Genomic DNA, 21,979 nt, shown 5'->3' on the forward strand with positions numbered 1-21,979 from the left:
TTAAAAAAATATTATAATCATGACATACCTCAGATACATCTTTTTATCGTTTTTACTTCTTCTGTCGTTCGCTAGCTGTACGCAGGATGAAGCAGGAATTGTTGTACCCGGTGAAATCAGGCTTACACTGAATATACCCGGTGCAGTGTTGTCTAAAAGTCTCGACTCCGAAGCCGGAGAAAGTACTATTACAAACGTCTATCTGTTGTTTTACCCACAGGGTGCAGCAGATACGGATGCTCCCGTATTCTTTTACGCCCAGACCGGTCTGAATGCCGAAAGCGGCTCCTGGAGCAAAACTTTCAAAACTACCGAAATGCCGCAACTCGAACCTCACGTCACCTACGATGTCTACGCGCTTGCCAGCTTACCCGACGGTGTCATACCACCGACAGCAACAACGACAAAGGCAACGCTTCTGGATATGCAGGAGAAGCTGACCGACCAGAATGCTTCATCCCGGGTTATCTCCTTTTCGGGCACGTCGACCTATACTACCGGCACACTGGGTGAACAGATAATCGATCTGAAGCGTACGGTGGCCCGTTTCGACATTACGCTCGATAATCAGACATCCGCACAAAATATAACGCTTACGCTGATAGAAGAACCGTCATCCGTCTTTTATCTGAAAGACAAAACCGAAAGTCCGCTTACGAACTCCAACCAACCGGCCAGCAATATAGCCGGGAATCGCTATCGTTTCTATTTGTACGAACATACTACCGGAAGCCGGCCTGTCCGCATATATGTCAGCGGGACTACCTTGGGAGGCGAACCTATCTCCCACTATATAGCGGTACAGCCCGACGGTAGTAGCGAAATCAAACGAAACTATATCTATAACATCACCCTGACACTATTTGAAAACGATATCACTGTATCGACCGACAAGCCGACCGATTGGAGTGAAATACAAAATAATGCGCCTTCGTTCAGCAATATCGCCTCGCAACCGTACTCAAACACCTATATTGTAGCCCCCGGCAGCAAGCCTATCCGTATCCCGGTAGGCCGTCCGAACCAGGCTAACCTGGTAAACAGCTCCATCCCGGTCATAGCAGCCTGGGAAAATCTGGAAGCCGTGCTGGTCTGGACAGATGTGAAAGGAGCCGTCTCCGGACTCGGAATGGCTGTCGATGCATCTATTGCAGATATACAGATAACCGGCAGAGGTCCTGAAGCCTCCTTGCTGGTAACTCCCGGGACAAAACCCGGTAACAGCGTAGTGGCTGTACGGAAGGTTGGAGGCGATATCAAATGGAGCTGGCAAATCTGGGTAACCGATTACAATCCGGATACTGCCGCCGGAGGAACGCTGACGACGGGTACTAAGACATATACCTATATGGACCGGAACCTCGGTGCCCTTACCAATACGGGCGAAGAGAACGTAATCGGTACATATTACCAATGGGGACGCCCTACGCCGTTTCCGGTCAAAAAAAACGGAGAGCTGCAACTCGCCCCTGTCTACGACGCAGAAGGGAATGAGGTAAAAGTCAATAACGGTGGTGACAATATTATAAAAAATGATATCAGCGAGTTAATAGCTATCCCGCTCTCCTTTGCAAATGATAACTATTTTCACGAAGATAATTTATGGAAGCTTTCTACCAAAACTATTTTCGATCCTTGTCCGGAAGGCTGGTGCGTACCTCCAAGAGATTTTTGGAACAACATCAAATACACTCCTGTAAATGAAAGTGCAAAAGTTATCGGTTATAAAGCAGAAACCTCAGGCATATTCTTTCCTATAACATATTGTATAAACAAAGACGACGGAAAAAGTATTAAAGATCTCTCAAAGGTATATCACTGGACTTGTGAACAATATGGATCACTTAATCTGGTAACTTATCATTATGTCAGTGAGGAGGATGGTTCAGATTGCACTTACAACAATCCTTCGTGGGGATTTCCGGTACGTTGCGTAAAAGAATAAGACCAATCATAAGTATTAATTTAATATAAAAAACAAAGAGAAGTATGTATAAAAAATTATTAGCGGAAGCAATCGGCACGATGGTACTGGTATTAATGGGATGCGGTACCGCAGTATTCAACGGAGGAGCGACCTCGGTCGCAGCAGTTTTGACAATCGCGTTCGGATTCGGATTGTCTGTTGTAGCAATGGCATATGCAATAGGACATATTTCAGGATGCCATATCAACCCGGCAATCACCTGGGGAGTGTTGCTGACCGGCAGAATGTCCGGCAAAGAAGCGGCTGGCTATATGGGTGCACAGGTAGTCGGAGCACTGGTCGGTTCGACATTCTTATATATTATCGCATCCGGTATGGGACTCGAAGGAACCGGGGCCAATTCATACGGGGAAGGTCATTTGATCCCTGCGATCGTGGCCGAAATCATCTTTACCGCGATCTTCGTTTTTGTCGTTTTAGGCACAACGGCAAAAGAGAACCAGACTTCCAACTGGGCGGGATTAGCGATCGGATTATGCCTGGTACTGGTACATATTGTTTGTATTCCTATCACAGGTACGTCTGTCAATCCGGCGAGAAGCATTGCTCCGGCCCTGTTTGCCGGCGGGATTGCCTTGCAGCAATTATGGGTATTTATTCTTGCTCCATTTGCCGGTGCTACATTAGCTGCCATACTATGGAAAGTAATTGGAGAGAAGAAAGAATAAGGAAGGATTTTGCAAACAACCAAATAGATATTCTGTATGAAACATAGCAAACATATTTTACTCCCGTTTGTCATCCTGCTGCTACTGGCAGGATGTACAAAAGAAGAGTTGCCGGACATAACCGGCGACACTTCCGGCATTACGGTCAACCTCCGGGTGGCAGATCCGCTCCCCGATGGCGGGGAAAAGGCACAGACTACCCTGTTCCGGTCGGTTGCAGGAAGTATGCGTACCGGGCGAATTACCACCAGGTCGGCATCGCTCGATCCGCTGCCAGGTGAAAGCCTGATCACCAACGCATACGTGTTGTTTTATACTAAAAATGCAACAGAAAGTACTCCTGCTGCCGCTTTTCAGTCCGCCACAGGACTAAATTCGGAGGCCGGGTGCAGTATTGAATTCGACCATTCACTCCTTACTCAGCTCACGGCAGGCAGCGAATACGACATTTTCGTCCTCGCCAGTCTGCCTGCATCGACTCCCCCACCCTACTCAGGAATGACCAAAGGGGCATTCATGGCGTTGAACGAACAGCAATTCGAACGCTCTGCGGCAGCACCGGGCATTTCCTTTTTCGGGCACGGTTCGTTCATACACGACAAGGGCAACAGGAAAACGTTTAATGTCGAAATCTCCCGCACCGTAGCCCGTCTGGATATCACTGTAAGCGGAATTCTTTCAAGGGATGGAGCCCTTCTCCGGATCATCGACCAGGCGGCAACCGTCCCTTATCATCCGGGAGGCACTGTCACCACACCAGTCCGGTATTATAAAAGCATATCGAGGAGCAACACGGGTTTTTACCGGTTTTACGTTTACCCGAATTATACAGGAGGGGATGAGTATGGCAAAGCACGCTTATATATCTCCGCACACTTTGGTGACGTCGGCGCTGCATCCCACGTCTACGAGCCGGTCCTGATAAACAACGGGACGATAGAGCGGAATAAGATTTATGAGATTAGCTGTGTCTTGTAGGCCGACGTAATCTCATAGCAAACAAATCATCAATACTATGGACATTCAACAAATATTAGCGTTAGAGAACAAGAATACCCATAAAATATACCTCTATATCGATCTGGTAAACAACCTGTTCATTGCATACGAATTCTCAGCTTATTTGCTCACCAAGTTGTTCGACACGCTGGAACTGAAAGCACAGAAACTAACAACTTCGGAAGAGGAGGTTGTCTATACCACCCGTATCCCCGACCGACTCGCTGTAAAAACATTCACCGGCCATAATACAACGGTAAGCGAACAATATATAAAAGTAGTCCTCGACGACATAATCGCCTGCACCCGCTGGCGAGTCGAGTTCAATAAACGAAAGAAGGAGATCGATTCATAAAGTAGATCATGGAACGATTACCCGAAGAACTGAACAGATACCCGTTTGGAAGATGGCATGGAAAAAGGAATTGCTTATAAATCGAATCAGCCAGGTTGCTATACATGAAAAGCCGCCTGGCTGATTTTATTTTAGCTCATCTTTTTGAACTTTTCCCCTCTTTTCTCTTATTTATTTACTATTCATCTCCCGTGTGCCGAGTAAAATAATCGAGGGTGGTAAACCTATCACCGCAGTGGTATTCCTATCAATCGTCTCAAAACCTCTCCGAAAACCCCAATTATTTTGTCTCATTTTGCAAATTGTTACAGATTCCTTGTTGCGTCCGACTACATTTAGGCTAAAATCAGTCATCACCATAACAACACTATTATTAATAATAAAGAAAGGAATCTGTTTATGCCTACAACAATTCATCTAAGGAAAAGTATCCGGGCGATAGTAGCATCGCCCGGATACGGAACTGATATCAGTTCCGCCCGTTTACCGTACGGCAACGCAGCGCTGATCCGTCACCTGCCCGCCGCAGCCTTTTCATCCCGTACCCAAGACGCCCGTTCAACCCCCTTCCGTTCCCGTACCCCGAAGGCAAGCGTCTCCCCTGCCGTCCTGGCAATCCTGCTTTTAATCCTGCTCCTACCCGCCGGTTGCGACAAGAAAGACGGCCACAAGACCTCGCACCCCGACAAAGGTGCCGTAGCAGGCACCACGGAATGGTCGCAGCGCGGCGAAGACGTGGCAATCCCTGCCCAGTACCGTGTAGAAGCAGCCGGCAACACCGCCACGGCAAACGGTACGGCATTCGTCGTACCCGGACTTTTCGAGCCGGGCACCGTGGAAGTGCTCGCCTATAACCTCCCGGCAGGCGTCAGCGTGAACGACGGTATCGCCACGATAAACACAATGCCGGACGCTGCGGCAAATGCTGCGGCAGACGGTACACCGCCTACCCTGCTCATCCCCGATGCAGGCGTCTTCTTTTCCGGTACGGCAACCGCCGACGCGATTGCCGACGACACCGTACGGATCACGCTGCCCATGCACCAACGGATGCGCCGGATACACTTCACCCTCACCGTCACGGAGGGCGACCCGGAGCGTATCGCCTCCGTTGAATCCCGCCTGGAAGGCGTAGCGGCGGCAATAGAGCTGCGGACAGGTGAAGTGACAGGCGATTCCACCGCCGTACGGATACCGTTCGCCCGCACCGCCGACCGGCTCACTGCCGATGTATGGACCGCAGGTATCGTTGTGGAAGCGACACACCGCATCGTAACGACACTCACCTTCTCCGACGGCCACCATATCACGACCATCGCCGACGTAACCGATCTCCTCCGCAACTTCAACGCGGACAAGCTCACCCCGCTCGACGTCACGGGCAGCCTCTTCGCCCCCGTGGGGGCCGGGCCGAACGGAACGATCATCGACTGGACCTCGGGCAACGGCAAGGGCGACGACGTGGATGCGAACATGTAACCGAATAACAGCATATAAAAATAAATACAAGCAGAAGCATGAAAACAATCAATCAAATCCGATTCGTTGCCCTCGTGGCAACAGCAGCCACCCTCTTAGGAGGATGTGAGAAAGAGAATACAAGCCCGGCAGACCATCCCCTCGTGGAGGCACGGATCACCTCCGTCATCGACGCGATGGCTACCCGTGCGGCAGGTACGGTATGGGCGCACGGCGACGCCATCGGCATAACCGGAAAGTCGGGAACGACGGAGTACAGGAATGTGAAATTCACCACCACGGCAGCCGACGGCATATTCACCCCGGACGGCGGAGCAACGGGCGGCATCTACTTCCAAAACACCGACCCCGTCGATTTCACCGCCTACTATCCCTATGCAGGCAGTAAAGGCACCCCAGCAGGCAAGGTCACCGCAAACGCCGACGACCAGACAGCCGCGGGGCAGGCGAAATACGACTTCCTCTTCGCCCGGGCCACCGGCAGCGCGGCGAAACCCGACGTGCAGTTCCGGTTCCGTCATTGCATGAGCCTCATCGTATTGAATTTCCTGCCGGGCAAAGGCATTCCGACGCTCGGTGACCTTCAATACACCATCGATGCACTTGCATTGGAGGGAACATTCGATACCGCAACGGGGAAAACGGAAGGGACAAAAGCGAAGAAGCTGACCCGGAAGGTTCCCTCCAATGCAAGCGGAATGTCCTCCTCGCTGATTGTTTTCCCGCAACAGCAGAATAGCGCAAAGATCGAAGTCACCCTGGGCGATGCGGTTTATTCCGCGACGATCGACTACCCGGAGAACCCGGAAAACAGCCGCAAGCGCGAATTTGCAGCCGGTTATTCCTATACCTATAATATAAAGGTGAACAAATCCGCGCTCACCATCAGCCCGGCCACGATAAAGCCGTGGGAGAAAGGGAACGGCGATAATGGAGAAGATGTCCCGGCATGGAACTGAGCAGTTGACAGTTGACAGTTGACAGATGACAGTTGACAGATGAGAGAGAAGAGAGAATAAAGAGAGGATAAATTAAATAAGAGATAAGTTATGAAAGCATACATTATATATATGATAGCTGCGTCGGCACTGCTGATACCGGCAGGAGGATGCAGCGACGGGCTGACCGAAGGCGGCGCAGCAACAGACGGCGACATCGTGACCTTCAGCGCTACGGTCGCCCCGATGACAGGCGACACACAGACCCGTGCCACCGTGGACGGAACGTTCGAGGAAGGCAACACGATAGGCGTTATCTCTAAGGGCGACACGAAGGCAAAGACTTACGTCTACCGCAGCGGACAGTTCGTCCCCGCCACCGATGCCGACGCCATCCGCTGGCAGGGCACCGCCAACGAGCAAAAAACCCTCACCGCCTGGTATCCCAACGTGAAGATGGACGAATTCACCGACCTATCCGCCGACCAAAGCTCCGACGAGAATTTTGACGCCGCAAACTTTCTTGGTGCCGAGGAAATCACGATAACACGTACGCAGACGAGCCTTCTATTCGAACATTACTATAACGCCCGCATCACGGTGAATCTCCGTGCGGGAACAGGCATAAGCGAGGCAGCCCTGCGTCAAGCGACAGTGAAGCTTCCCGCATTCAAGATGAATAATTATATGCCGAATTCGGACGGGACTATTACTATAGATGCCGGAAGCGTATCAGGCCCGGTTTACCCCCACGAACGTACCCCGGCCACCTCCGGCTATATCCGAACGTTCGATGCGGTCGTGGGGGCAATAGTGTTTGAACAAGACGAAACCATCGAACTCATCCAGATAACCATCGACGGCAACAATGGCTATTCGTATCAGATGATATCGCGGCTAGGTGATCCCACGTTTCAAGATAACCGCCACTACACCTACAACGTGACGGTAAACGACGACGGTCTCACCCTCGCGCCCCCCACCGGCGGGACATGGGAGCAGGGCGGCGGGGACGAGAACATCGATAGCAAGGATGCCAATAGCACCCCAAGTAATAACCCATAAATCCATTCCCCATGAAACGAACAGAACAATTATACCGAACAGCGGTACTGCTGACGCTCCTGATGCTGGCAGCAGCCTGCACCCCCGACGACGCATTCGATAACGCTGCCCCCGGCAACGGCACCGATCCTGCCGCCGTGCTCACCATCACCGTTACCGACGGAGCCTATGCCGCCGCCCCGGTAACCGACACCCCGGAAGCCTCCGCCGCCAATGCCGCGACAAACAACGGCGCACCCGTGACCCGCGCCGTGGAAAGAGGCTTTGCCACCGAGTTTACCAAAGGCGACGCGATAGGCATCTATGTGGTGAAGAAGACGAAGGAGGCGCGAGAGGTAATTCTCGAAAACGGGAAATTCACCTATGATGGCCAAACATGGAAAGCTGAACAAAGTCAGGCACTCCCGTCCATCCCCCACGATGACGAGTACCTTTACTTTGCCTATTATCCCTACCAGGGGGACATGTCGTCCAAATATACAGTAACTATCAAAGAAGACGACGCGAAATATTTCTTCGGGAGTCTTATCTCCGGCTGGAATGTCGAAGACAACCAGAGCACCTACGCCACGTACACCGACTGCGACCTGATGGTGGCGCGTGGCGTAGTCGCTCCCCTTCCGGACGGCAGCCAGGCTTCCCCCTCCGGCTCTACCCTCACCTTCACGATGGAGCATCAGATGAAGCTGGCAGTCATCCGCCTGCCGCACACCATCTGCACCTATACCGAAACCATCGGCGGACAGGAGGTGCAGAAAAGCTACAACCTTTATGCAGGCGGCCATGTGGACCTGTGGTGGCAGGAAAATCATTACACGGCACGCCGCATAATAAAACCCGATTACGATTGGAACGCCAGCACTACTTCTTACTACTATGACTCCGAGTTTAATAAACACAAGTTCGCGGCGACTGCAAATACAGGGCACGTACCAGGTGGCAAATACAAAATCTACACCGTCGACGACGGCAAGGAGACCACCACAAAACGTCCGCTCGCGGAAGGCGACTTCTACATGAACGACGGCACCGTCCTCCCGAAGGAGGCTTTCAGCAGCGGAAACCTACCCGACGACGTGAAGGATGACTGCATCGGCGTCGTCTTCTGGGTGGGCGAGAAGGGAGAGTATCACTGGACAAAGACCCGAGATAGGAAAGGCGACCGCCTCCTGATGTATGACCATCCTGGATGCACGCACGGCATGGTGGTGGCGCTCCAGGATGCCACCAACGGAGCCAAATGGGGGCCAGATATAGAGGACGACAAGTCCCTTGGGCTCTGGGCTGAGAATTTCGGTGAATTCACAAACGATGAACAATCGAAGTGGAATAATATAATATTGTCCGGGACCCTCTACGGTTATTCCCGCAGTGCCATTATCGATCTGTACACAACCCACAACGCCGGCAGCAAATTCCCGGCCTATCAGGCTGTGAAAGAGTACGCTAACGCCAATTCCACACCGGAGGAGAGTAGCGGCTGGTTCTTCCCGGGCATGAATGAGCTGGCCACGATAGTTTTCGGTACGCCCAATGATATCGGTGACCAAACTATCGAACATTGGAAGAATATCAATAGTCAGATTGAAAAAACCAATGGAAATAAGATGACGGGGAGATACTGGAGTAATTCCGATTTTGAAGGGAATATGGCTTGGCAGGCTTACCCCGAAAAGAAAGACGAGCTTTATAATGCGAAACCCAAATCCGACTCATATAAAGTCCGCGCCGTATTGGCCTTCTGAGGCCGGGCAGCCGGAAACGAAGTCAGCCATTTAGGTTCAGCCCCCGGCTGAAACGACAGCAATAAACCGGATAATTCACCCCCGCCCCGTCAAAGAAAGGAGGGCAACGCAAACGGGCGGGTATGTATTGAACAAGATTATAAACTTTCTAAAAAGAAACAAGTATGAAAACAAGAGAAGACAAAAACGAACCCACGGTTGAGGAACAGGACACATCGAAATACTTCGAGGATATCAAAAACGACCGTGCAGCCTTGCGCCAGTTCTTCACCGCCATGCCCAAAGGCGGCGACCTTCACAATCATCTTACCGGCTCGGCGTATGCCGAAACCTACTTCGAGATGGCAGCGAAAAAAGAAATGTACGTAGATATGACAACAGGCAAACTTTATAAGGACAAACCGGAAGGTATAAAGGTCGTCCGGCTCTCCAAAGATATGGACGACCTCCACAACCATCGCATGGAGCTTATCGACAAATGGAGTATCCGCAACTTCCAGCCCTACAAGTATCCCCTCGGCCCGGACGAATATTTCTTCGGTACCTTCGGCCTCCTTTCGGCACTGACCTCGGATATCGACGACCTCGCCCATCTGATGCGCGAATTGAAAAAACGCGCCGTCAAGGAGAATGTGCAATACCTCGAAGTGATGGCATCTTCTCCCCACGTCCCGGAATACTGTTTCCTCGACGAAGCCGACTACAAGAAATATGACACAGACCTGAAATCTTATGTAAAGAAAGGGGATGATGATAAAGCGAAGGCACTGCTGGGCGAAATCTATGATCTTATCGACACGAAAGCTACTGAAGCCGCTGCCGACTACCTCGAATTTATAAAGCAGTTGGACGAGAAAAGCAGAATCAACGAAGAGGCTTGGGAAACCACGACCGACAACGGCAAAAGAAAGCTTCTGTGCCGCTATCAAGGATACTCTTCGCGTGGTGGGGAACCTCTGAAAGTATTCGCCCAGCTCTACGTTGTACATAAGGCATGCTTGCTTTCGTCCGATGAGAAAGAGAACTTGCTGGTGGGATGCAATATTGTCGCCGCCGAAAATGGGGAAAAGTCGATGCTCTATTACCACCTGCACATGCAAATGTTCGCCGTGCTTGCCGATAAACAAAACGAAAACAAAGGCGAAGTCAAAGTCAAAGTCAACACCTCGCTCCATGCCGGTGAACTGACCCTCGGCCTGACACGCCCCGAACACTTGACTTATCATATCGACCAGGCTGTAAACATTGCCGGAGCAAACCGCATCGGCCACGGCGTAGACCTGCCTTTCGAATCAAACAGCAATGAAATTTTAAAGACAATGAAGAAAGAGCCTGAGGGGGAAACAGAGGATAAGCCTACGGGAATTCCTGTGGAAATCAACCTTACCAGCAACGAATTCATCCTCGGTGTGAAGGACAGCGAACACCCCATCCTGCTTTATCATAAGGCCGGTGTCCCCATCATTATCTCCACCGACGATCCCGGTATCCTGCGCACCTCGCTCACCGAGCAATATACGCTGGCAACATTGCGCTACGGATTCTCGTATCCGGAAATCAAGGAGTTTGTCAAAAACAGCATCCTATACGGTTTCCTAGGATACGAGGACAAGGAGCAGTTAAAGAGTGAGTTGGAGAATTTGTTCAAGGATTTTGAAGCAACAATCCGGGAAAATCACCCCCAGCCCACCCTCATATAGCAAACGGAGGTTGTGTCAAAATGCACTGTCCTGTCATCCCGGGCTTGACCCGGGATCGCATCCTACACTGAGTTTTGACACACGCCCCTGCTAACCGACAAACACAGTATTAATAACCTAAAATAAAAAGCTTTATGGCAATAAAAAAGTATGTATGGAAATTCGACCTCGAAGAGTACTTAATGACCAAAGACGTATTGGAAGACTACAAAGCCATCCTTAAACCGATCCAGTCGCTCGACATCACCGACGTGGCACGCGCCATCGTCGAGGAAAGAACCGAATACCGCGTGGTAGGCGGTGGCAGTAGCGGTGGTGGCGACGATCGGCCCGAAATCGAATAAGTTTCCTTAAAAAGCATGAGGAGGGGGTCACCCCTCCTCGATTATCCAACGCTCGATATTACGTTCCGCGCTGCTGAAATTCACCCCGATGCGGAACACACGCCGGGGATCGGCGGCAAACGGGTCGGCATAACGGCGTTCGGCAATCTGGCGAAGCGCCTCTTCGGCGGTGCCGTCCAGCTTAAATTCCATCACGTAGACGAAGCGGTCGGTCTGAAGCACCAGGTCTATCCGACCGCGGGAAGTGTGATATTCCACCCGGGTGTAGAAACCCACGAGGCGGAAAACGATGAAAAGTACATTCTGATAATGCAGCTCCAGGTCGCGGATCAACTCGTAAGGCGTACCAGCCATAAAGCTCCGCAGGCGGCTGAAGAAAGACTCGGGGTCGCCGGCGCGGACTTCACCCACAAACTTCTCTATTTCGAATCCCGTCTCGGTCTCCGACACACCAGTATAGAATGGCACGAGAAACTTCACAAAGCCTTCCTCCACCTCACGGTTAGGGAAACCAAGGGTGTAAGTGCCAAACTCCGGATTGTAGCCTTTAATGGTAAGGTAGCCACTTTGGTAAAGCACGGGGATAGGGCTGTTGTCCGTGGTATAGATGCTGTTGAGTACCTCGGCAGTGGTCTGTTCCCCGTCCAGGCAATGCAGATTGTAGCGGGTGTTTTGCAACAGTTCCACCAGGTAGGTAGGCGTGCCGGTCTCGAACCAATAGCTGCCCATCTCCTCCTTGTCCAACGCATTGAGCAGGCTGAAAGGATTGTAAATGCCTTCGGAGTTGGGGGCGAAATGATAACCGTCGTAATAGGTCTTCAGCCGGGCGCACATCGCGTCGTACTCCATTCCTTGCGCCGCGGCAAGCGCACGGATGCCCGGTCGGAAATAAGCGTGAAGCTCCGATTCGGTAATGCCGCAAAGATTGAGGAACCTTTTATCCATCGAGATGTCTTTCAGGTTGTTCAGGTCGCTGAATATACTCACTTTGCTGAACTTGGTAACGCCGGTGAGCAAGGCAAACTTGATGTCACCGTCCCTCGATTTGAGCACGCCGTAGAAGGCTTTCAGCGTCAGGCGGTAGGCGTCTTGCAACTCTTCGTCGCCGATCGCTTGCAGCATCGGCTTGTCATACTCATCCACGAGAACCGCTACCCGCTGTCCGGTCTGCTGATGGGCGCGCCGGATGATACCATCGAAACGGAGGGCAAGGGTCGTTTCGCCTTCACCCGCACCATAAACTGCCTCCCAGTCGAGCAAAGCCTTGTTGAGGACGGCTTCCAGTTCCCCGGGTGTGTTATACTTCCCGATATTCAGATCGAGGTGCAATACGGGATAGACGGTCCATTCCTTCTCCAGTTCCTCCATCGCCAGACCGTCAAACAACTCGCGCTTCCCTCGGAAATAAGCTTCTAGGGTAGACACCAGCAGGCTTTTACCGAAACGGCGCGGGCGGCTGAGGAAATAGTAGGTACCCGTACGAACCAGGCGGTGGATCAATGCCGTCTTATCTACATAGAGATACCCGTCTTTGCGAAGACTCTCAAAGTTCTGAATCCCGATGGGATAAAGTATTTCATTCATAATCGGTTCTCCTATCCTATGGATTAATGATTCAATTTACACCGGGCGGTAACCGTCAGGCAAAGACAAAGATAGCGATTGTTTTCCATATACAGCCAGCACACGGGGCGAAATATACCGAACCGAACGGCTTCATCCGGGCGAATCGCTCGGTTCCGACATATCGAATCGGACGACTCCACCCTGTCGAACCGTTAGGTTCTGACACATCGAACCGGACGGCTCCGACAAAGGATACCGCCCGGTTCGATCGTTTCGATATACCGGATAAGAAAACTATTCGTTCCGGTGCACAAGGCTGACTCTTTTTATTTCAGTGCTTCGACCACCTGCGGCATCATCGTCCACACGGTATGTTCGCACTGGGCAGTGAAGAAGTTTCCGTCGATCTCCGATTTCTCGTCGGTGGCATGGCCCAGCTTGATAGCCGGTTTTGCCAATGGGTGAACCGCCACTTTCTTGCCTGCGGTGATCCCTGCGATGTCGAACATCATGGCTGCCGCGCAATGGCCGATCATGATCTTGCCTTTGTCGCCGAATACTTTGATGACCGCCAGCATATCCTGGTTGTAAGGCTTGCCTACATTTTCACCGAACTGGGGAACAGCGTCGCCACAACCGAATACCAGCGCATCGTACTCGTCCTCATGCCCTTTCAGGTTGGCAATCACATCGTCCACGATCAGCGTAACGCCGGAATTGCTTTTTATCTCCGTCGAATCTGCCACCGCAAACACCTTGTAAGGTATCTTATTCTCAAAAAATGTTTCCAGATACTGGAACAAACCGAATCCGTTCACCGGATTCACTGCCAAAACTGCTACTTTCTTTGCCATGATCTTAATTATTAAATGAAACAATAGTTATTTTTCGTAAGTTTATTACTTTTGTTCGTCAAATGTAGATTATCCGGTTCGTCCAAACAAGAACGCACCTCGGAATAAGCAACTTACATAGAGATAACAATTGTTGAGCTTCAATGGAATATCAGAATATTAAAAATATGAAAAACTTTCATCCTACGGGATACTGCCCGGTACGTGACGTCCTCAGCCGTCTTGGCGACAAATGGTCGATGCTGGTCCTGACTACACTGAGCGCGAACGGCACGATGCGTTTCAGCGACATCCACAAGACCATCGACGATATCTCGCAACGGATGCTGACTGTCACGCTCCGTACCCTCGAATCCGACGGCCTTGTGCACCGCAAAGTCTATCCCGAAGTGCCGCCCCGCGTGGAATATTGCCTCACGGAAATGGGCACGACACTCATGCCTCATATCCAGAGCCTGGTAGATTGGGCACTCGGACATATGGACGAGATTCTGACCAGCCGGGAGATGGCCAAGGGATGAAGAATACAGGGGAATGAAGTCGGCCGCTTTCAGATGCGGATCTTGCCGATCAACTCCCGGACGACCGTTTTCAAAGCTTCCGGCGCGATGATCTCCGCCCGGTCGGCAAACGACAGGTACCAGTGGCCGAACTTGTCGAGCGAATAGGTCCGGTATTTCTGGACGAAGTACTCCCCCTCCGCCACCTCCTCATAAAGTCCGTAGGTGTATTTGGAGACTTCCGTATCGCGTGCCACGTCGCGGTGGACACGGAGCGTCACTTCGACCTCGTCCTCTACATCATAGATCCGGGGGATCAGCTCGTCAAGCGGAAGATGCTCCTCCTCGAAACCGTTTTCGCCCAGACAGAGGTGGACGATTCTGCCGAGATGGAAGGTGCGGTAATCCCTCCTCAACTTGCACCAGGCGAGGACATACCAGATGCCGCCCATGAAGAACATACCCTGAGGTTCGATCGTGCGGTGGGTGACCTGGTAGTTGTAGCCCGCCTTGTAGGTCATGACGAGCTGCTTCTTGTTCAGCAACGCCTTCATAAGGGTTTGCAGGACGTTGGCAGAGGCGGTGCGCGTATTCTGGTGGATGCCCGAGATACGGATATAAGGGTCGAAATGATGGAGGATATCCTTGTCGGCCGTCCGCAGCACGGCGCGTATCTTGTCCATCCCGCTGCGGAATACATCGTAGGTATCGCCATCAGTCTGATGGCAGACCAGTTTCTCCGCCACGAGGAAACAGAGGGCCTCGTCGATCGTGAACATCAGGGGCGGCAACTTGAAACCGTCCACCAGCGAGTAACCCAGCCCAGCCTCACCACCGACAGGGATCCCCGACTCTTCCAGCGAACGGATGTCGCGATAAACCGTCCGGAGACTTACACCGAACTGATCCGCAATCTCACGTGCGGTGACGACCGGGCGGGATTGCAGCTTGACCAGTATAGCGGATATTCGTTCCAGGCGGTTCATTGTGTGCGTTTGTCTGATTGATTGGTGACAAAGATACAACTTTTACGTTACCGGCAGCGGGATCAGCAGATCATCGCCCGGATAGAAGCCGGGATAAGGCGGATGATACAGATGCCCTCTCCCGTCGGTCCTTCGGGTGAGTATTCGTTCATCCAGTCTTGCCAGAGTTCGCGTTTCAATGCTTCGTCGGTGATGATCTCGGCTTTGCCTGCGATCTGGACCTGCCCGCTCTCCATCGTAGCGTACATCACTTCACAGCGCGGATCCAGGCGGAGGTTCGCTAATTTCTGACAGCTGGCTTCTGTCGCAAAATGGAGTTGCTGCAAGGTCTGGCCTGCCAGGTTGTTGAGTCCCGAAAGGCGCGGTCCCGTCTCCGGATTGTTGGTGGCAACGATACCATATTCAAATCCCCGGATGAACTTTTCCGCTTCTTCCACCTGCTCTTTCGTCATCCCCGCAACTTCCCCTAAATAAAACAATTTCATTTCCATCTTCGTAGTTTTTTAATGTTAATATTTGAACTGTGAAGCAAAGGTATGGGGAGGGGGTGACAACAGTATGTCAGCAGGGAAGAGATTATTTCGTACTAATTACGAAAATATATTCTCGAACACACCGCCTCTCTTCATAGAATTTTTTCTTTACTTTTGCCCATGAATATTTTCGGACAATATCTATTTCTTTTTCATACATTTGCGAATCGATAGAACCATATACATAAATCATCTTATTATGAACGACAAATTAAACATTCTCTGGACAACCGACAATAAAGACACCATATTCAATATGTTATCGATGTACACCCTCAACTCCAAAAAGAGAGGCTGGTGGAAAGAAGTGAACGTAATCCTTTGGGGAGCCTCCGTTAAGCTCGCCGCCCAAGATACGCAGGTGCAGACGGAAATCCTGGAAATGCTTCAAGCAGGCGTCACCGTCGAAGCCTGCCAGGACTGCTGCGAAAGGTTCGAAGTGAAGCCAATCATCGAGAAACTGGGTGTTACCGTCAGATACATGGGAGCCCCGCTAACCGAATATCTCAAGAACGGAGAAAAAATATTGACCCTTTAACGGGCAACATATCCTTATATAATTCTCTTTATTTTATACACCGAAATACACAACATTATGGAACCTCTGATTTTAAAAGACAAAAACGTTTTCCCCACTAATGAAGTCATCGCCGACGTTCTGAAGGCAAGTTTTCCCGCATTCGAAGAATTCAGCGCATCGGCCGCAGCCGCCGATCTGACACTCGAGTGGAACTATTACAACGACGGGAAGGCCTGGTTATGCAAAGTCCTGTCGAAAAAGAAAAACCTTGCCTGGCTGGTCGTCTACCAAAGCTTTTTCAAAGTCACTTCCTACTTCACGGAAAAACACCTGGACCGTATCGCCGGAATGGAAATTACGGAAAGTATCAAAGAAGAATTCTACCGGGCCAAACCCAGCGGAAAACTCATCCCTATGACCGTTGCCATCACCGAAAAAGAGCAGGTGAAGGATGCCTTATCGATGATACTTTTCAAAAAAGGATTAAAATAGACGCATATGCAACCCTACGAGATCATAAAGAAACATATCGCCCCCTGCGGACTTCACTGCGGAGGCTGCTTTGCCTTCGCATATTCGCCAGTCCCGTTTGGGAAATCAGATTAAAATCAAGTACCTTTGCCTGCATGGAAAAGTTAGTAATTGTCGGATGCGGACGGCTCGGAGGTATCGTGGCCGACGCTGTAATCAAAGGCATTTTGCCCGAATATGAGTTAGTGGGGGTCTACTCCCGCACAGTCTCCAAAGCAGAAAACCTGGCTGCCCGGATGCAACAACACGGGAAACCTTGCCGGGTATGTGCGACCATCGAAGAATTGCTTGCCCTGAAACCGGACTATCTAGTGGAAGCCGCCTCGCCTGCCGCCATGAAAGAGCTGGCGGTGCCTGCACTGAAAAACGGCACTTCCATTGTCACCCTTTCGATCGGGGCACTGGCCGACGACCTCTTTTATCGCGAGGTAGCGGAGACAGCCAAGGCAAACGGCACCCGTGTCTACCTGGCCTCCGGGGCTACCGGCGGCTTCGATGTGCTGCGGACTGCCGCCCTGATGGGAAACGCCACCGCCCGTTTTTTCAACGAGAAAGGCCCTAACGCCCTGAAAGGAACCGCCGTCTACGATGAATCGCTGCAAACGGAACAGCGCGTCGTCTTCTCCGGAAATGCAGTGGAAGCCATCCGGCTCTTCCCGACGAAAGTCAATGTTACGGTAGCGGCTTCGCGGGCTTCGGTAGGACCAGCGAACATGGAGGTGACAATGCAGTCCACCCCCGGATTTACGGGCGATACCCAGCGGGTAGAGATCAGGAACGATCAGGTGCATGCCGTCATCGACGTCTACAGCGCAACGGCAGAGATAGCAGGATGGTCGGTAGTGAACACCCTGCTCAATATCACCTCACCCATCGTATTCTGAGAGGTTGGCCAGTACTTTTTCGCTCAGGCGGTCGAACGCCTGGCGTGTACGGCCGGTCGACACCTGCATGCAACGTACGTGCGGATGGCTCAACAACTGGGCGTTGCCCAAAGCACCTGCAGTATCACAGAAACAAAGGTTGTCGCCTTCCAGCCACTTCACAAACGGGGTCTCGTCCCAGGCGGGAGACAACCCCGTATTGAACAATATCTTTTTATTACCGAGCTGCTTAAATTCCGCTTCATGCAGCAAGACCGTGTTCTTATTCAGGCAGCAGCAAACCACTTCACTTTGTGCCAGCAGCTCACCCAGTGGCAGGAAACGGTAACCTTTCCTACGTGCCTCTTCCTTCTCGCTCCGGGCGAAATAGGCGACATCGGCACCGAAGAACTTCAAGGCATCGGCAATCATCCCACCGGACTTACCCAGCCCGACGATCCCCACTTTCAATCCGGTGATCTCGCGAGGCATCTCATCCCATGCCTCCTGTCCGAAGCCGTGCAGGCAACGAACCAGCTCGCTGATAACATACTCCACCACCCCTTCGTCGCCATAATCGCGGATACCGGTCACAACAATCCCCCGCTCGTTGGCATAGCGGATATCGACATTGGCGCTCTCCGGCGAGTAAAGGGAACAGCACATCCCGATATAGCGGACATTCGGGCATTTCTCCAGTGCCGCCCGTTCGATTCGGGAGGTGTAACTCAAAAGGACAGCGTCCGCATCCCCGATACGGGCAGCCACCTCTTCATCCCCCGCGGGTATGTCATCGTACATAACTACTTCTTTCGCAAAATCTTGCAATTTCTTTTCTGCTGACGGAATCAGGCTTACAGGCTCTATCGCCACTAATTTATTGAACATGAATATTTCTGCTTATTTGTTTCCTCACAAAATTAATCCTTTTCGGTAAGAAACAAAAGACTATTTCCATCCATTCTTCCTTTCTCTCCCCTATTTGCGCATCTGTTATGCTGCCGGGAAGCATCTGTTATGCCATCGAATAGCATCTCTTTCCCGGAAATTCCATATCTCGAAAACTTATCTTATCTTTGGAAACATGGAAACAAAGCAAGCAACAATCAACCGGATCAACATCGTGATCGACTGTAAGGACGCGGGCCTCATGGCTTCCTTTTACAGCCGCCTCCTCAACTGGCAGTGGACACACCCGCAGGCAAACGGCTGGTCGGCCATCACCTCGCCCACAGGCATGGTCATCGCCTTCCAGGAGATAGAAGAATACGAACCACCCGTCTGGCCCTGGCAAGAAGGGAGACAGGGACAAATGCTCCACCTCGACTTCTACGTCGACGACCTGGAGGAAGCCGTCCGCCACGCCCTCAGCCTGGGAGCCAGCTTGGCCGGCGAGCAATACTTCAAAACTTCCCGTACACTGCTCGACCCCTCCGGCCATCCTTTCTGCCTGGATACGGACGAACCGGAATAACCTTTCCAACCCTACCGCCATGAAAAATAAGAATTTGAACGAAATGAGTAACGAAGAACTCTGGCAGCTGTTCCCGATCATCCTCTCGGCACACGACCGGGACTGGCCCAAGCGTTACGAAACAGAAAAAGACCGCCTCGTGAAAGCCATAGGAGCGGAAAACATCGTCCGCATCAGCCATATCGGAAGCACATCCGTACCGGGACTGACAGCCAAACCGACGATCGACATATTGCTAGAAATACAACAGGAAACCGACCTTGCCCGCCTCATCCCGACCATCGAAGCGGAAGGCTACATCTATTCCCCCCAACCCGGGAATCCGCCTCCCCATATGATGTTTATGAAAGGCTATACCCCCGAAGGCTTTAAAGGTCAGGCCTTCCACCTCCACATAAGATACTCCGGCGACTGGGACGAACTCTATTTCCGCGACTACCTTCTCTCCCATCCCGACACGGCGCAAGCCTACGGAGAATTGAAAGTCAAACTACAAAAAGAGTATGAACATGACCGCGACGGCTACACCGATGCGAAAACCGGTTTCATCCGCGAAATAACGAACCGGGCAAAAGAACAGATTACCCATCCTTCAAAAACAGAATAAATTATGAAAACCAGAGAGATTATATGGTGGACACTCCTGCTGATCCTCATCGATCAGGCGACAAAGATCGTGATCTATCATTTTTATATGGACACCCATTTCGATATTATCCCTTCGCTCTTCGAGTTCAGGCCGGTATTCAACGACAAACACAGCTACGTCAACTATCTTCTGAACCAAAAACTGAATATCAATATAGGCTTTTGGATACACATGGTCATCTTCGCCGTTGCCGAATGTATCATACTGGTATTATACGTATTCTTGAGAAGCCTGTCAAAAAAGACAAAGCTCCTCGACATTGCCATCATCTTCCAAACATCGGGGATTATCTGTGCTTTGCTCAGCAATATAGTCTGGGAAAAGGGGGTATTGGATTTCATCTATCTCAAACCCTTGTTTATTTTCGACCTGAAAGATATATACTTAAATACTTTTATTGTTTTCTTTCTTATATATGTACACAAGCACAGGGAAAAAATAAGGACGGCAAAAATAAAAGACGTTTTCAACCATCTCCGTAACAGATAGAAGAGACGGATGCACAGAGGCAATCGAAACGAAAACGAATTTGGCCGGATTGGACAACTCCCGGTCAGTATAGATTGCCTACTTTTGTCGCTAAAGAATCAGAAGCATGCGAAGCAGTACCGAAAATATCTATCAGGAAAAGGTGAACCAGGTAATCGATTACATCAGCGCTAACCTGCACCAGCCGTTACAACTGGACGTTATAGCCGGAAGGATCTGTGTATCCCGGCGGCAGTTGCTCCGCATCATGCGCTCCGCCCTCGACGAATCCCTCTATGCCTACATGGCCAGGCAGCGGATGGAACGGGCCATCATGTATATGCAGACGGAGGAGATGACGCTGGCCGAGCTGGCCGCGCGGGTAGGCTACGACAATCCGCAATCGTTCTCGAAAGCCTTCAGGAAGCTGTTCGGAATCTCGCCGAAAGCCTATATCAACGGGTTGAACGCCCGCTTGCAGGAATATGTGAAAAGCAGCGGTGGCAAATACGAAACCGTCCCTTCGGAAATCTGCGAGGAGGAAGACCTAAATCTGATTTATATCCGCATCGTGGGACAATACGGGGAGGAAAAGCCTTACGAAACGGCCTGGAACAAGCTGATAAAGTTCCTGGAAGAAAAGCAGGCACTATCCGCCGCCACCCGCTTCATCGGCCTGAGCTTCGACGATCCGAATGTCACCACAGCCGGACAATGCCGCTTCTACGCCTGTGCAACGGTGGATAAGCCGGTCGAAGCGGCAGGCGTCTTCGGCACACTCCGGCTGCGGAAAGGGAAATATGCCGTTTATACGTTGAAAGGCAGTTATTCCAGCCTGCAGGAGTTTTACAACAACATCAGCGTCAGCTTCAACCACACCATCCGCCACGGGATGCCTTTCGAGGAATACATCCATTACACCGGGACGGACAGCGAAACGGCTCTAACCAAGATTTACATACCCATAAAATAAGATCATCATGGAAACGAAATACATCACCCTGACGAAGGAAAACATCGCAACCGAACATATCTGCTGCGCCTTCTCCGACAAGAAATGCAAGGAAAGTTACGAGCTGAAAAAGGAATGGCTCAGGAAAGAGTTCGATAACGGATACGTATTCCGCCGTCTCGACGAACGCGCCAAGGTATTTATCGAATATGTTCCCGCCGAAAAGGCATGGGTTCCCGTCGATGCCCCCGGTTATCTGATGATAAACTGCTTCTGGGTTTCAGGGCAGTACAAAGGATGCGGGCACGGAAAGGCCCTGTTGCAATCCGCCATCGACGATGCCAGGGCACAGGGAAAGGCGGGGCTGGTCACCGTAGCGGGCACCTCCAAGTTCCATTTTATGAGCGACACCAAATGGCTTTTGCGCCAGGGTTTCCAAACGGTGGAGAAGCTGCCTGACGGTTTCAGCCTGCTGGCTTTGAAAATCGACTCCGAAGCCCCCGACCCGTCGTTCAGGGCAAGCGTGCGAAGCGGGGAATGCGAGGAGAAGAACGGCGCGGTCGTCTATTACACCAACCGTTGCCCGTTCACGGAATTTCATGTACGCGGTACGCTGGCAGAGATGGCCGAAAGGAAAGGTATACCGCTGAAAATCATCAAACTGGAGACGATGGAACAGGCACAGGACGCTCCTACCCCGGCTACCCTGTTCACTCTTTTCTACAACGGGAAGTTCGTTACGACCGACGTCAGCGTATGTATGGAGAAGCGGTTCGAGAAGATTGTCGGGATTTAGCCATCGG

Annotated in this window: 25 protein-coding genes; 20 read left to right on the top strand and 5 right to left on the bottom strand. The window is 51.3% G+C overall.

Annotation, left to right across the window (positions count from 1 at the left end; all coding sequences use genetic code 11):
* Positions 1 to 19 precede the first annotated feature (19 nt).
* The 10 genes from P3L47_RS20010 (at position 20) to P3L47_RS20055 (ending at position 11,280) form a co-directional block, all read left to right on the top strand.
* Positions 20 to 1,945, top strand: coding sequence for a fibrobacter succinogenes major paralogous domain-containing protein (locus tag P3L47_RS20010; protein ID WP_277781914.1), 1,926 nt, complete (start codon positions 20 to 22; stop codon positions 1,943 to 1,945).
* Positions 1,946 to 1,989: 44 nt separating this feature from the next.
* Positions 1,990 to 2,655 (top strand): aquaporin, encoded by a 666-nt coding sequence (locus tag P3L47_RS20015; RefSeq protein WP_129732908.1) that lies wholly within the window; start codon positions 1,990 to 1,992, stop codon positions 2,653 to 2,655.
* Positions 2,656 to 2,691: 36 nt separating this feature from the next.
* Positions 2,692 to 3,633, top strand: coding sequence for a hypothetical protein (locus P3L47_RS20020; RefSeq protein WP_277781915.1), 942 nt, complete (start codon positions 2,692 to 2,694; stop codon positions 3,631 to 3,633).
* A 37-nt stretch (positions 3,634 to 3,670) separates the two neighbouring features.
* Positions 3,671 to 4,009, top strand: coding sequence for a hypothetical protein (locus P3L47_RS20025; protein ID WP_129732906.1), 339 nt, complete (start codon positions 3,671 to 3,673; stop codon positions 4,007 to 4,009).
* Positions 4,010 to 4,408: 399 nt separating this feature from the next.
* Positions 4,409 to 5,488 (top strand): hypothetical protein, encoded by a 1,080-nt coding sequence (locus tag P3L47_RS20030; RefSeq protein ID WP_277781916.1) that lies wholly within the window; start codon positions 4,409 to 4,411, stop codon positions 5,486 to 5,488.
* A gap of 38 nt (positions 5,489 to 5,526) precedes the next feature.
* A complete protein-coding gene (locus P3L47_RS20035; protein WP_277781917.1) occupies positions 5,527 to 6,447 on the top strand; it encodes a fimbrillin family protein in 921 nt (306 codons plus the stop codon).
* Positions 6,448 to 6,537: 90 nt separating this feature from the next.
* Entirely contained in the window at positions 6,538 to 7,491 is a 954-nt protein-coding gene (locus P3L47_RS20040) for a fimbrillin family protein (RefSeq protein WP_277781918.1), read from the top strand.
* 11 nt (positions 7,492 to 7,502) lie between these two features.
* Positions 7,503 to 9,236, top strand: a complete 1,734-nt coding sequence (locus P3L47_RS20045) for a fimbrillin family protein (RefSeq protein ID WP_277781919.1) — start codon at positions 7,503 to 7,505, stop codon at positions 9,234 to 9,236.
* A gap of 164 nt (positions 9,237 to 9,400) precedes the next feature.
* Positions 9,401 to 10,936: an amidohydrolase family protein gene (locus P3L47_RS20050; RefSeq protein ID WP_277781920.1), complete on the top strand. Its 1,536-nt coding sequence runs from the start codon at positions 9,401 to 9,403 to the stop codon at positions 10,934 to 10,936.
* A gap of 134 nt (positions 10,937 to 11,070) precedes the next feature.
* Positions 11,071 to 11,280: an HU family DNA-binding protein gene (locus tag P3L47_RS20055; RefSeq protein ID WP_277781921.1), complete on the top strand. Its 210-nt coding sequence runs from the start codon at positions 11,071 to 11,073 to the stop codon at positions 11,278 to 11,280.
* Between the two features lie 27 nt (positions 11,281 to 11,307).
* On the opposite strand, the gene P3L47_RS20060 is transcribed toward P3L47_RS20055, so the two are convergent.
* Positions 11,308 to 12,864, bottom strand: coding sequence for an ATP-binding protein (locus P3L47_RS20060; RefSeq protein ID WP_277781922.1), 1,557 nt, complete (start codon positions 12,862 to 12,864; stop codon positions 11,308 to 11,310).
* A 26-nt stretch (positions 12,865 to 12,890) separates the two neighbouring features.
* Here P3L47_RS20060 and P3L47_RS20065 point away from each other — a divergent pair, with 26 nt between their 5' ends.
* Positions 12,891 to 13,166 carry a hypothetical protein gene (locus P3L47_RS20065; RefSeq protein ID WP_277781923.1) on the top strand — a complete coding sequence of 92 codons (276 nt, stop codon included), beginning with the start codon at positions 12,891 to 12,893 and terminating at the stop codon, positions 13,164 to 13,166.
* Between the two features lie 6 nt (positions 13,167 to 13,172).
* Here the strand turns inward: P3L47_RS20065 and P3L47_RS20070 are convergent, their stop codons facing one another.
* Positions 13,173 to 13,700: a DJ-1/PfpI family protein gene (locus P3L47_RS20070; RefSeq protein WP_122361666.1), complete on the bottom strand. Its 528-nt coding sequence runs from the start codon at positions 13,698 to 13,700 to the stop codon at positions 13,173 to 13,175.
* 167 nt (positions 13,701 to 13,867) lie between these two features.
* On the opposite strand from P3L47_RS20070, the gene P3L47_RS20075 reads away from it, so the two are divergent.
* The gene (locus tag P3L47_RS20075) at positions 13,868 to 14,221 is read left to right on the top strand and encodes a winged helix-turn-helix transcriptional regulator (RefSeq protein WP_277783721.1); all 354 of its coding nucleotides are present in this window, start codon (positions 13,868 to 13,870) and stop codon (positions 14,219 to 14,221) included.
* A gap of 29 nt (positions 14,222 to 14,250) precedes the next feature.
* On the opposite strand, the gene P3L47_RS20080 is transcribed toward P3L47_RS20075, so the two are convergent.
* Positions 14,251 to 15,186: a helix-turn-helix transcriptional regulator gene (locus P3L47_RS20080; RefSeq protein WP_277781924.1), complete on the bottom strand. Its 936-nt coding sequence runs from the start codon at positions 15,184 to 15,186 to the stop codon at positions 14,251 to 14,253.
* 62 nt (positions 15,187 to 15,248) lie between these two features.
* Entirely contained in the window at positions 15,249 to 15,671 is a 423-nt protein-coding gene (locus P3L47_RS20085) for a pyridoxamine 5'-phosphate oxidase family protein (RefSeq protein ID WP_233577116.1), read from the bottom strand.
* A 247-nt stretch (positions 15,672 to 15,918) separates the two neighbouring features.
* On the opposite strand from P3L47_RS20085, the gene P3L47_RS20090 reads away from it, so the two are divergent.
* From P3L47_RS20090 to P3L47_RS20100, 3 genes are all read left to right on the top strand, one after another.
* Entirely contained in the window at positions 15,919 to 16,257 is a 339-nt protein-coding gene (locus P3L47_RS20090) for a DsrE family protein (protein ID WP_075560046.1), read from the top strand.
* A gap of 57 nt (positions 16,258 to 16,314) precedes the next feature.
* Positions 16,315 to 16,731: a DUF3788 family protein gene (locus P3L47_RS20095; RefSeq protein ID WP_122361662.1), complete on the top strand. Its 417-nt coding sequence runs from the start codon at positions 16,315 to 16,317 to the stop codon at positions 16,729 to 16,731.
* 134 nt (positions 16,732 to 16,865) lie between these two features.
* Positions 16,866 to 17,654 (top strand): aspartate dehydrogenase domain-containing protein, encoded by a 789-nt coding sequence (locus P3L47_RS20100; RefSeq protein WP_277783722.1) that lies wholly within the window; start codon positions 16,866 to 16,868, stop codon positions 17,652 to 17,654.
* Here the strand turns inward: P3L47_RS20100 and P3L47_RS20105 are convergent.
* Positions 17,637 to 18,521, bottom strand: coding sequence for a D-isomer specific 2-hydroxyacid dehydrogenase family protein (locus P3L47_RS20105; protein ID WP_075558132.1), 885 nt, complete (start codon positions 18,519 to 18,521; stop codon positions 17,637 to 17,639). The genes P3L47_RS20100 and P3L47_RS20105 overlap by 18 nt on opposite strands.
* 196 nt (positions 18,522 to 18,717) lie before the next feature.
* Here P3L47_RS20105 and P3L47_RS20110 point away from each other — a divergent pair, with 196 nt between their 5' ends.
* The 5 genes from P3L47_RS20110 (at position 18,718) to P3L47_RS20130 (ending at position 21,972) form a co-directional block, all read left to right on the top strand.
* Complete coding sequence (locus P3L47_RS20110) at positions 18,718 to 19,107, top strand: VOC family protein (protein WP_075558133.1); 390 nt, start codon at positions 18,718 to 18,720, stop codon at positions 19,105 to 19,107.
* A 19-nt stretch (positions 19,108 to 19,126) separates the two neighbouring features.
* The gene (locus P3L47_RS20115) at positions 19,127 to 19,714 is read left to right on the top strand and encodes a GrpB family protein (protein ID WP_122361659.1); all 588 of its coding nucleotides are present in this window, start codon (positions 19,127 to 19,129) and stop codon (positions 19,712 to 19,714) included.
* Positions 19,715 to 19,717: 3 nt separating this feature from the next.
* Positions 19,718 to 20,245, top strand: coding sequence for a signal peptidase II (locus P3L47_RS20120; protein WP_122361658.1), 528 nt, complete (start codon positions 19,718 to 19,720; stop codon positions 20,243 to 20,245).
* Between the two features lie 106 nt (positions 20,246 to 20,351).
* A complete protein-coding gene (locus P3L47_RS20125; protein WP_277781925.1) occupies positions 20,352 to 21,197 on the top strand; it encodes an AraC family transcriptional regulator in 846 nt (281 codons plus the stop codon).
* Between the two features lie 7 nt (positions 21,198 to 21,204).
* Positions 21,205 to 21,972: a GNAT family N-acetyltransferase gene (locus P3L47_RS20130; RefSeq protein ID WP_075558137.1), complete on the top strand. Its 768-nt coding sequence runs from the start codon at positions 21,205 to 21,207 to the stop codon at positions 21,970 to 21,972.
* The last annotated feature ends 7 nt before the right edge of the window (positions 21,973 to 21,979 follow it).

This window comes from Parabacteroides chongii, from assembly GCF_029581355.1.
GTDB lineage: Bacteria > Bacteroidota > Bacteroidia > Bacteroidales > Tannerellaceae > Parabacteroides > Parabacteroides chongii.

Bases quoted from the DNA above. Each gene is read 5' to 3' on its own strand.
- P3L47_RS20045 (WP_277781919.1), top strand. From the start codon at position 7,503: ATGAAACGAACAGAACAATTATACCGAACAGCGGTACTGCTGACGCTC.
- P3L47_RS20055 (WP_277781921.1), top strand. From the start codon at position 11,071: ATGGCAATAAAAAAGTATGTATGGAAATTCGACCTCGAAGAGTACTTA.
- P3L47_RS20030 (WP_277781916.1), top strand. From the start codon at position 4,409: ATGCCTACAACAATTCATCTAAGGAAAAGTATCCGGGCGATAGTAGCA.
- P3L47_RS20110 (WP_075558133.1), top strand. From the start codon at position 18,718: ATGGAAACAAAGCAAGCAACAATCAACCGGATCAACATCGTGATCGAC.
- P3L47_RS20065 (WP_277781923.1), top strand. From the start codon at position 12,891: ATGATTCAATTTACACCGGGCGGTAACCGTCAGGCAAAGACAAAGATA.
- P3L47_RS20040 (WP_277781918.1), top strand. From the start codon at position 6,538: ATGAAAGCATACATTATATATATGATAGCTGCGTCGGCACTGCTGATA.
- P3L47_RS20075 (WP_277783721.1), top strand. From the start codon at position 13,868: ATGAAAAACTTTCATCCTACGGGATACTGCCCGGTACGTGACGTCCTC.
- P3L47_RS20100 (WP_277783722.1), top strand. From the start codon at position 16,866: ATGGAAAAGTTAGTAATTGTCGGATGCGGACGGCTCGGAGGTATCGTG.
- P3L47_RS20010 (WP_277781914.1), top strand. From the start codon at position 20: ATGACATACCTCAGATACATCTTTTTATCGTTTTTACTTCTTCTGTCG.
- P3L47_RS20130 (WP_075558137.1), top strand. From the start codon at position 21,205: ATGGAAACGAAATACATCACCCTGACGAAGGAAAACATCGCAACCGAA.
- P3L47_RS20090 (WP_075560046.1), top strand. From the start codon at position 15,919: ATGAACGACAAATTAAACATTCTCTGGACAACCGACAATAAAGACACC.
- P3L47_RS20015 (WP_129732908.1), top strand. From the start codon at position 1,990: ATGTATAAAAAATTATTAGCGGAAGCAATCGGCACGATGGTACTGGTA.
- P3L47_RS20020 (WP_277781915.1), top strand. From the start codon at position 2,692: ATGAAACATAGCAAACATATTTTACTCCCGTTTGTCATCCTGCTGCTA.
- P3L47_RS20115 (WP_122361659.1), top strand. From the start codon at position 19,127: ATGAAAAATAAGAATTTGAACGAAATGAGTAACGAAGAACTCTGGCAG.
- P3L47_RS20085 (WP_233577116.1), bottom strand. From the start codon at position 15,671: ATGAAATTGTTTTATTTAGGGGAAGTTGCGGGGATGACGAAAGAGCAG.
- P3L47_RS20080 (WP_277781924.1), bottom strand. From the start codon at position 15,186: ATGAACCGCCTGGAACGAATATCCGCTATACTGGTCAAGCTGCAATCC.
- P3L47_RS20125 (WP_277781925.1), top strand. From the start codon at position 20,352: ATGCGAAGCAGTACCGAAAATATCTATCAGGAAAAGGTGAACCAGGTA.
- P3L47_RS20120 (WP_122361658.1), top strand. From the start codon at position 19,718: ATGAAAACCAGAGAGATTATATGGTGGACACTCCTGCTGATCCTCATC.
- P3L47_RS20105 (WP_075558132.1), bottom strand. From the start codon at position 18,521: ATGTTCAATAAATTAGTGGCGATAGAGCCTGTAAGCCTGATTCCGTCA.
- P3L47_RS20035 (WP_277781917.1), top strand. From the start codon at position 5,527: ATGAAAACAATCAATCAAATCCGATTCGTTGCCCTCGTGGCAACAGCA.
- P3L47_RS20070 (WP_122361666.1), bottom strand. From the start codon at position 13,700: ATGGCAAAGAAAGTAGCAGTTTTGGCAGTGAATCCGGTGAACGGATTC.
- P3L47_RS20095 (WP_122361662.1), top strand. From the start codon at position 16,315: ATGGAACCTCTGATTTTAAAAGACAAAAACGTTTTCCCCACTAATGAA.
- P3L47_RS20060 (WP_277781922.1), bottom strand. From the start codon at position 12,864: ATGAATGAAATACTTTATCCCATCGGGATTCAGAACTTTGAGAGTCTT.
- P3L47_RS20050 (WP_277781920.1), top strand. From the start codon at position 9,401: ATGAAAACAAGAGAAGACAAAAACGAACCCACGGTTGAGGAACAGGAC.
- P3L47_RS20025 (WP_129732906.1), top strand. From the start codon at position 3,671: ATGGACATTCAACAAATATTAGCGTTAGAGAACAAGAATACCCATAAA.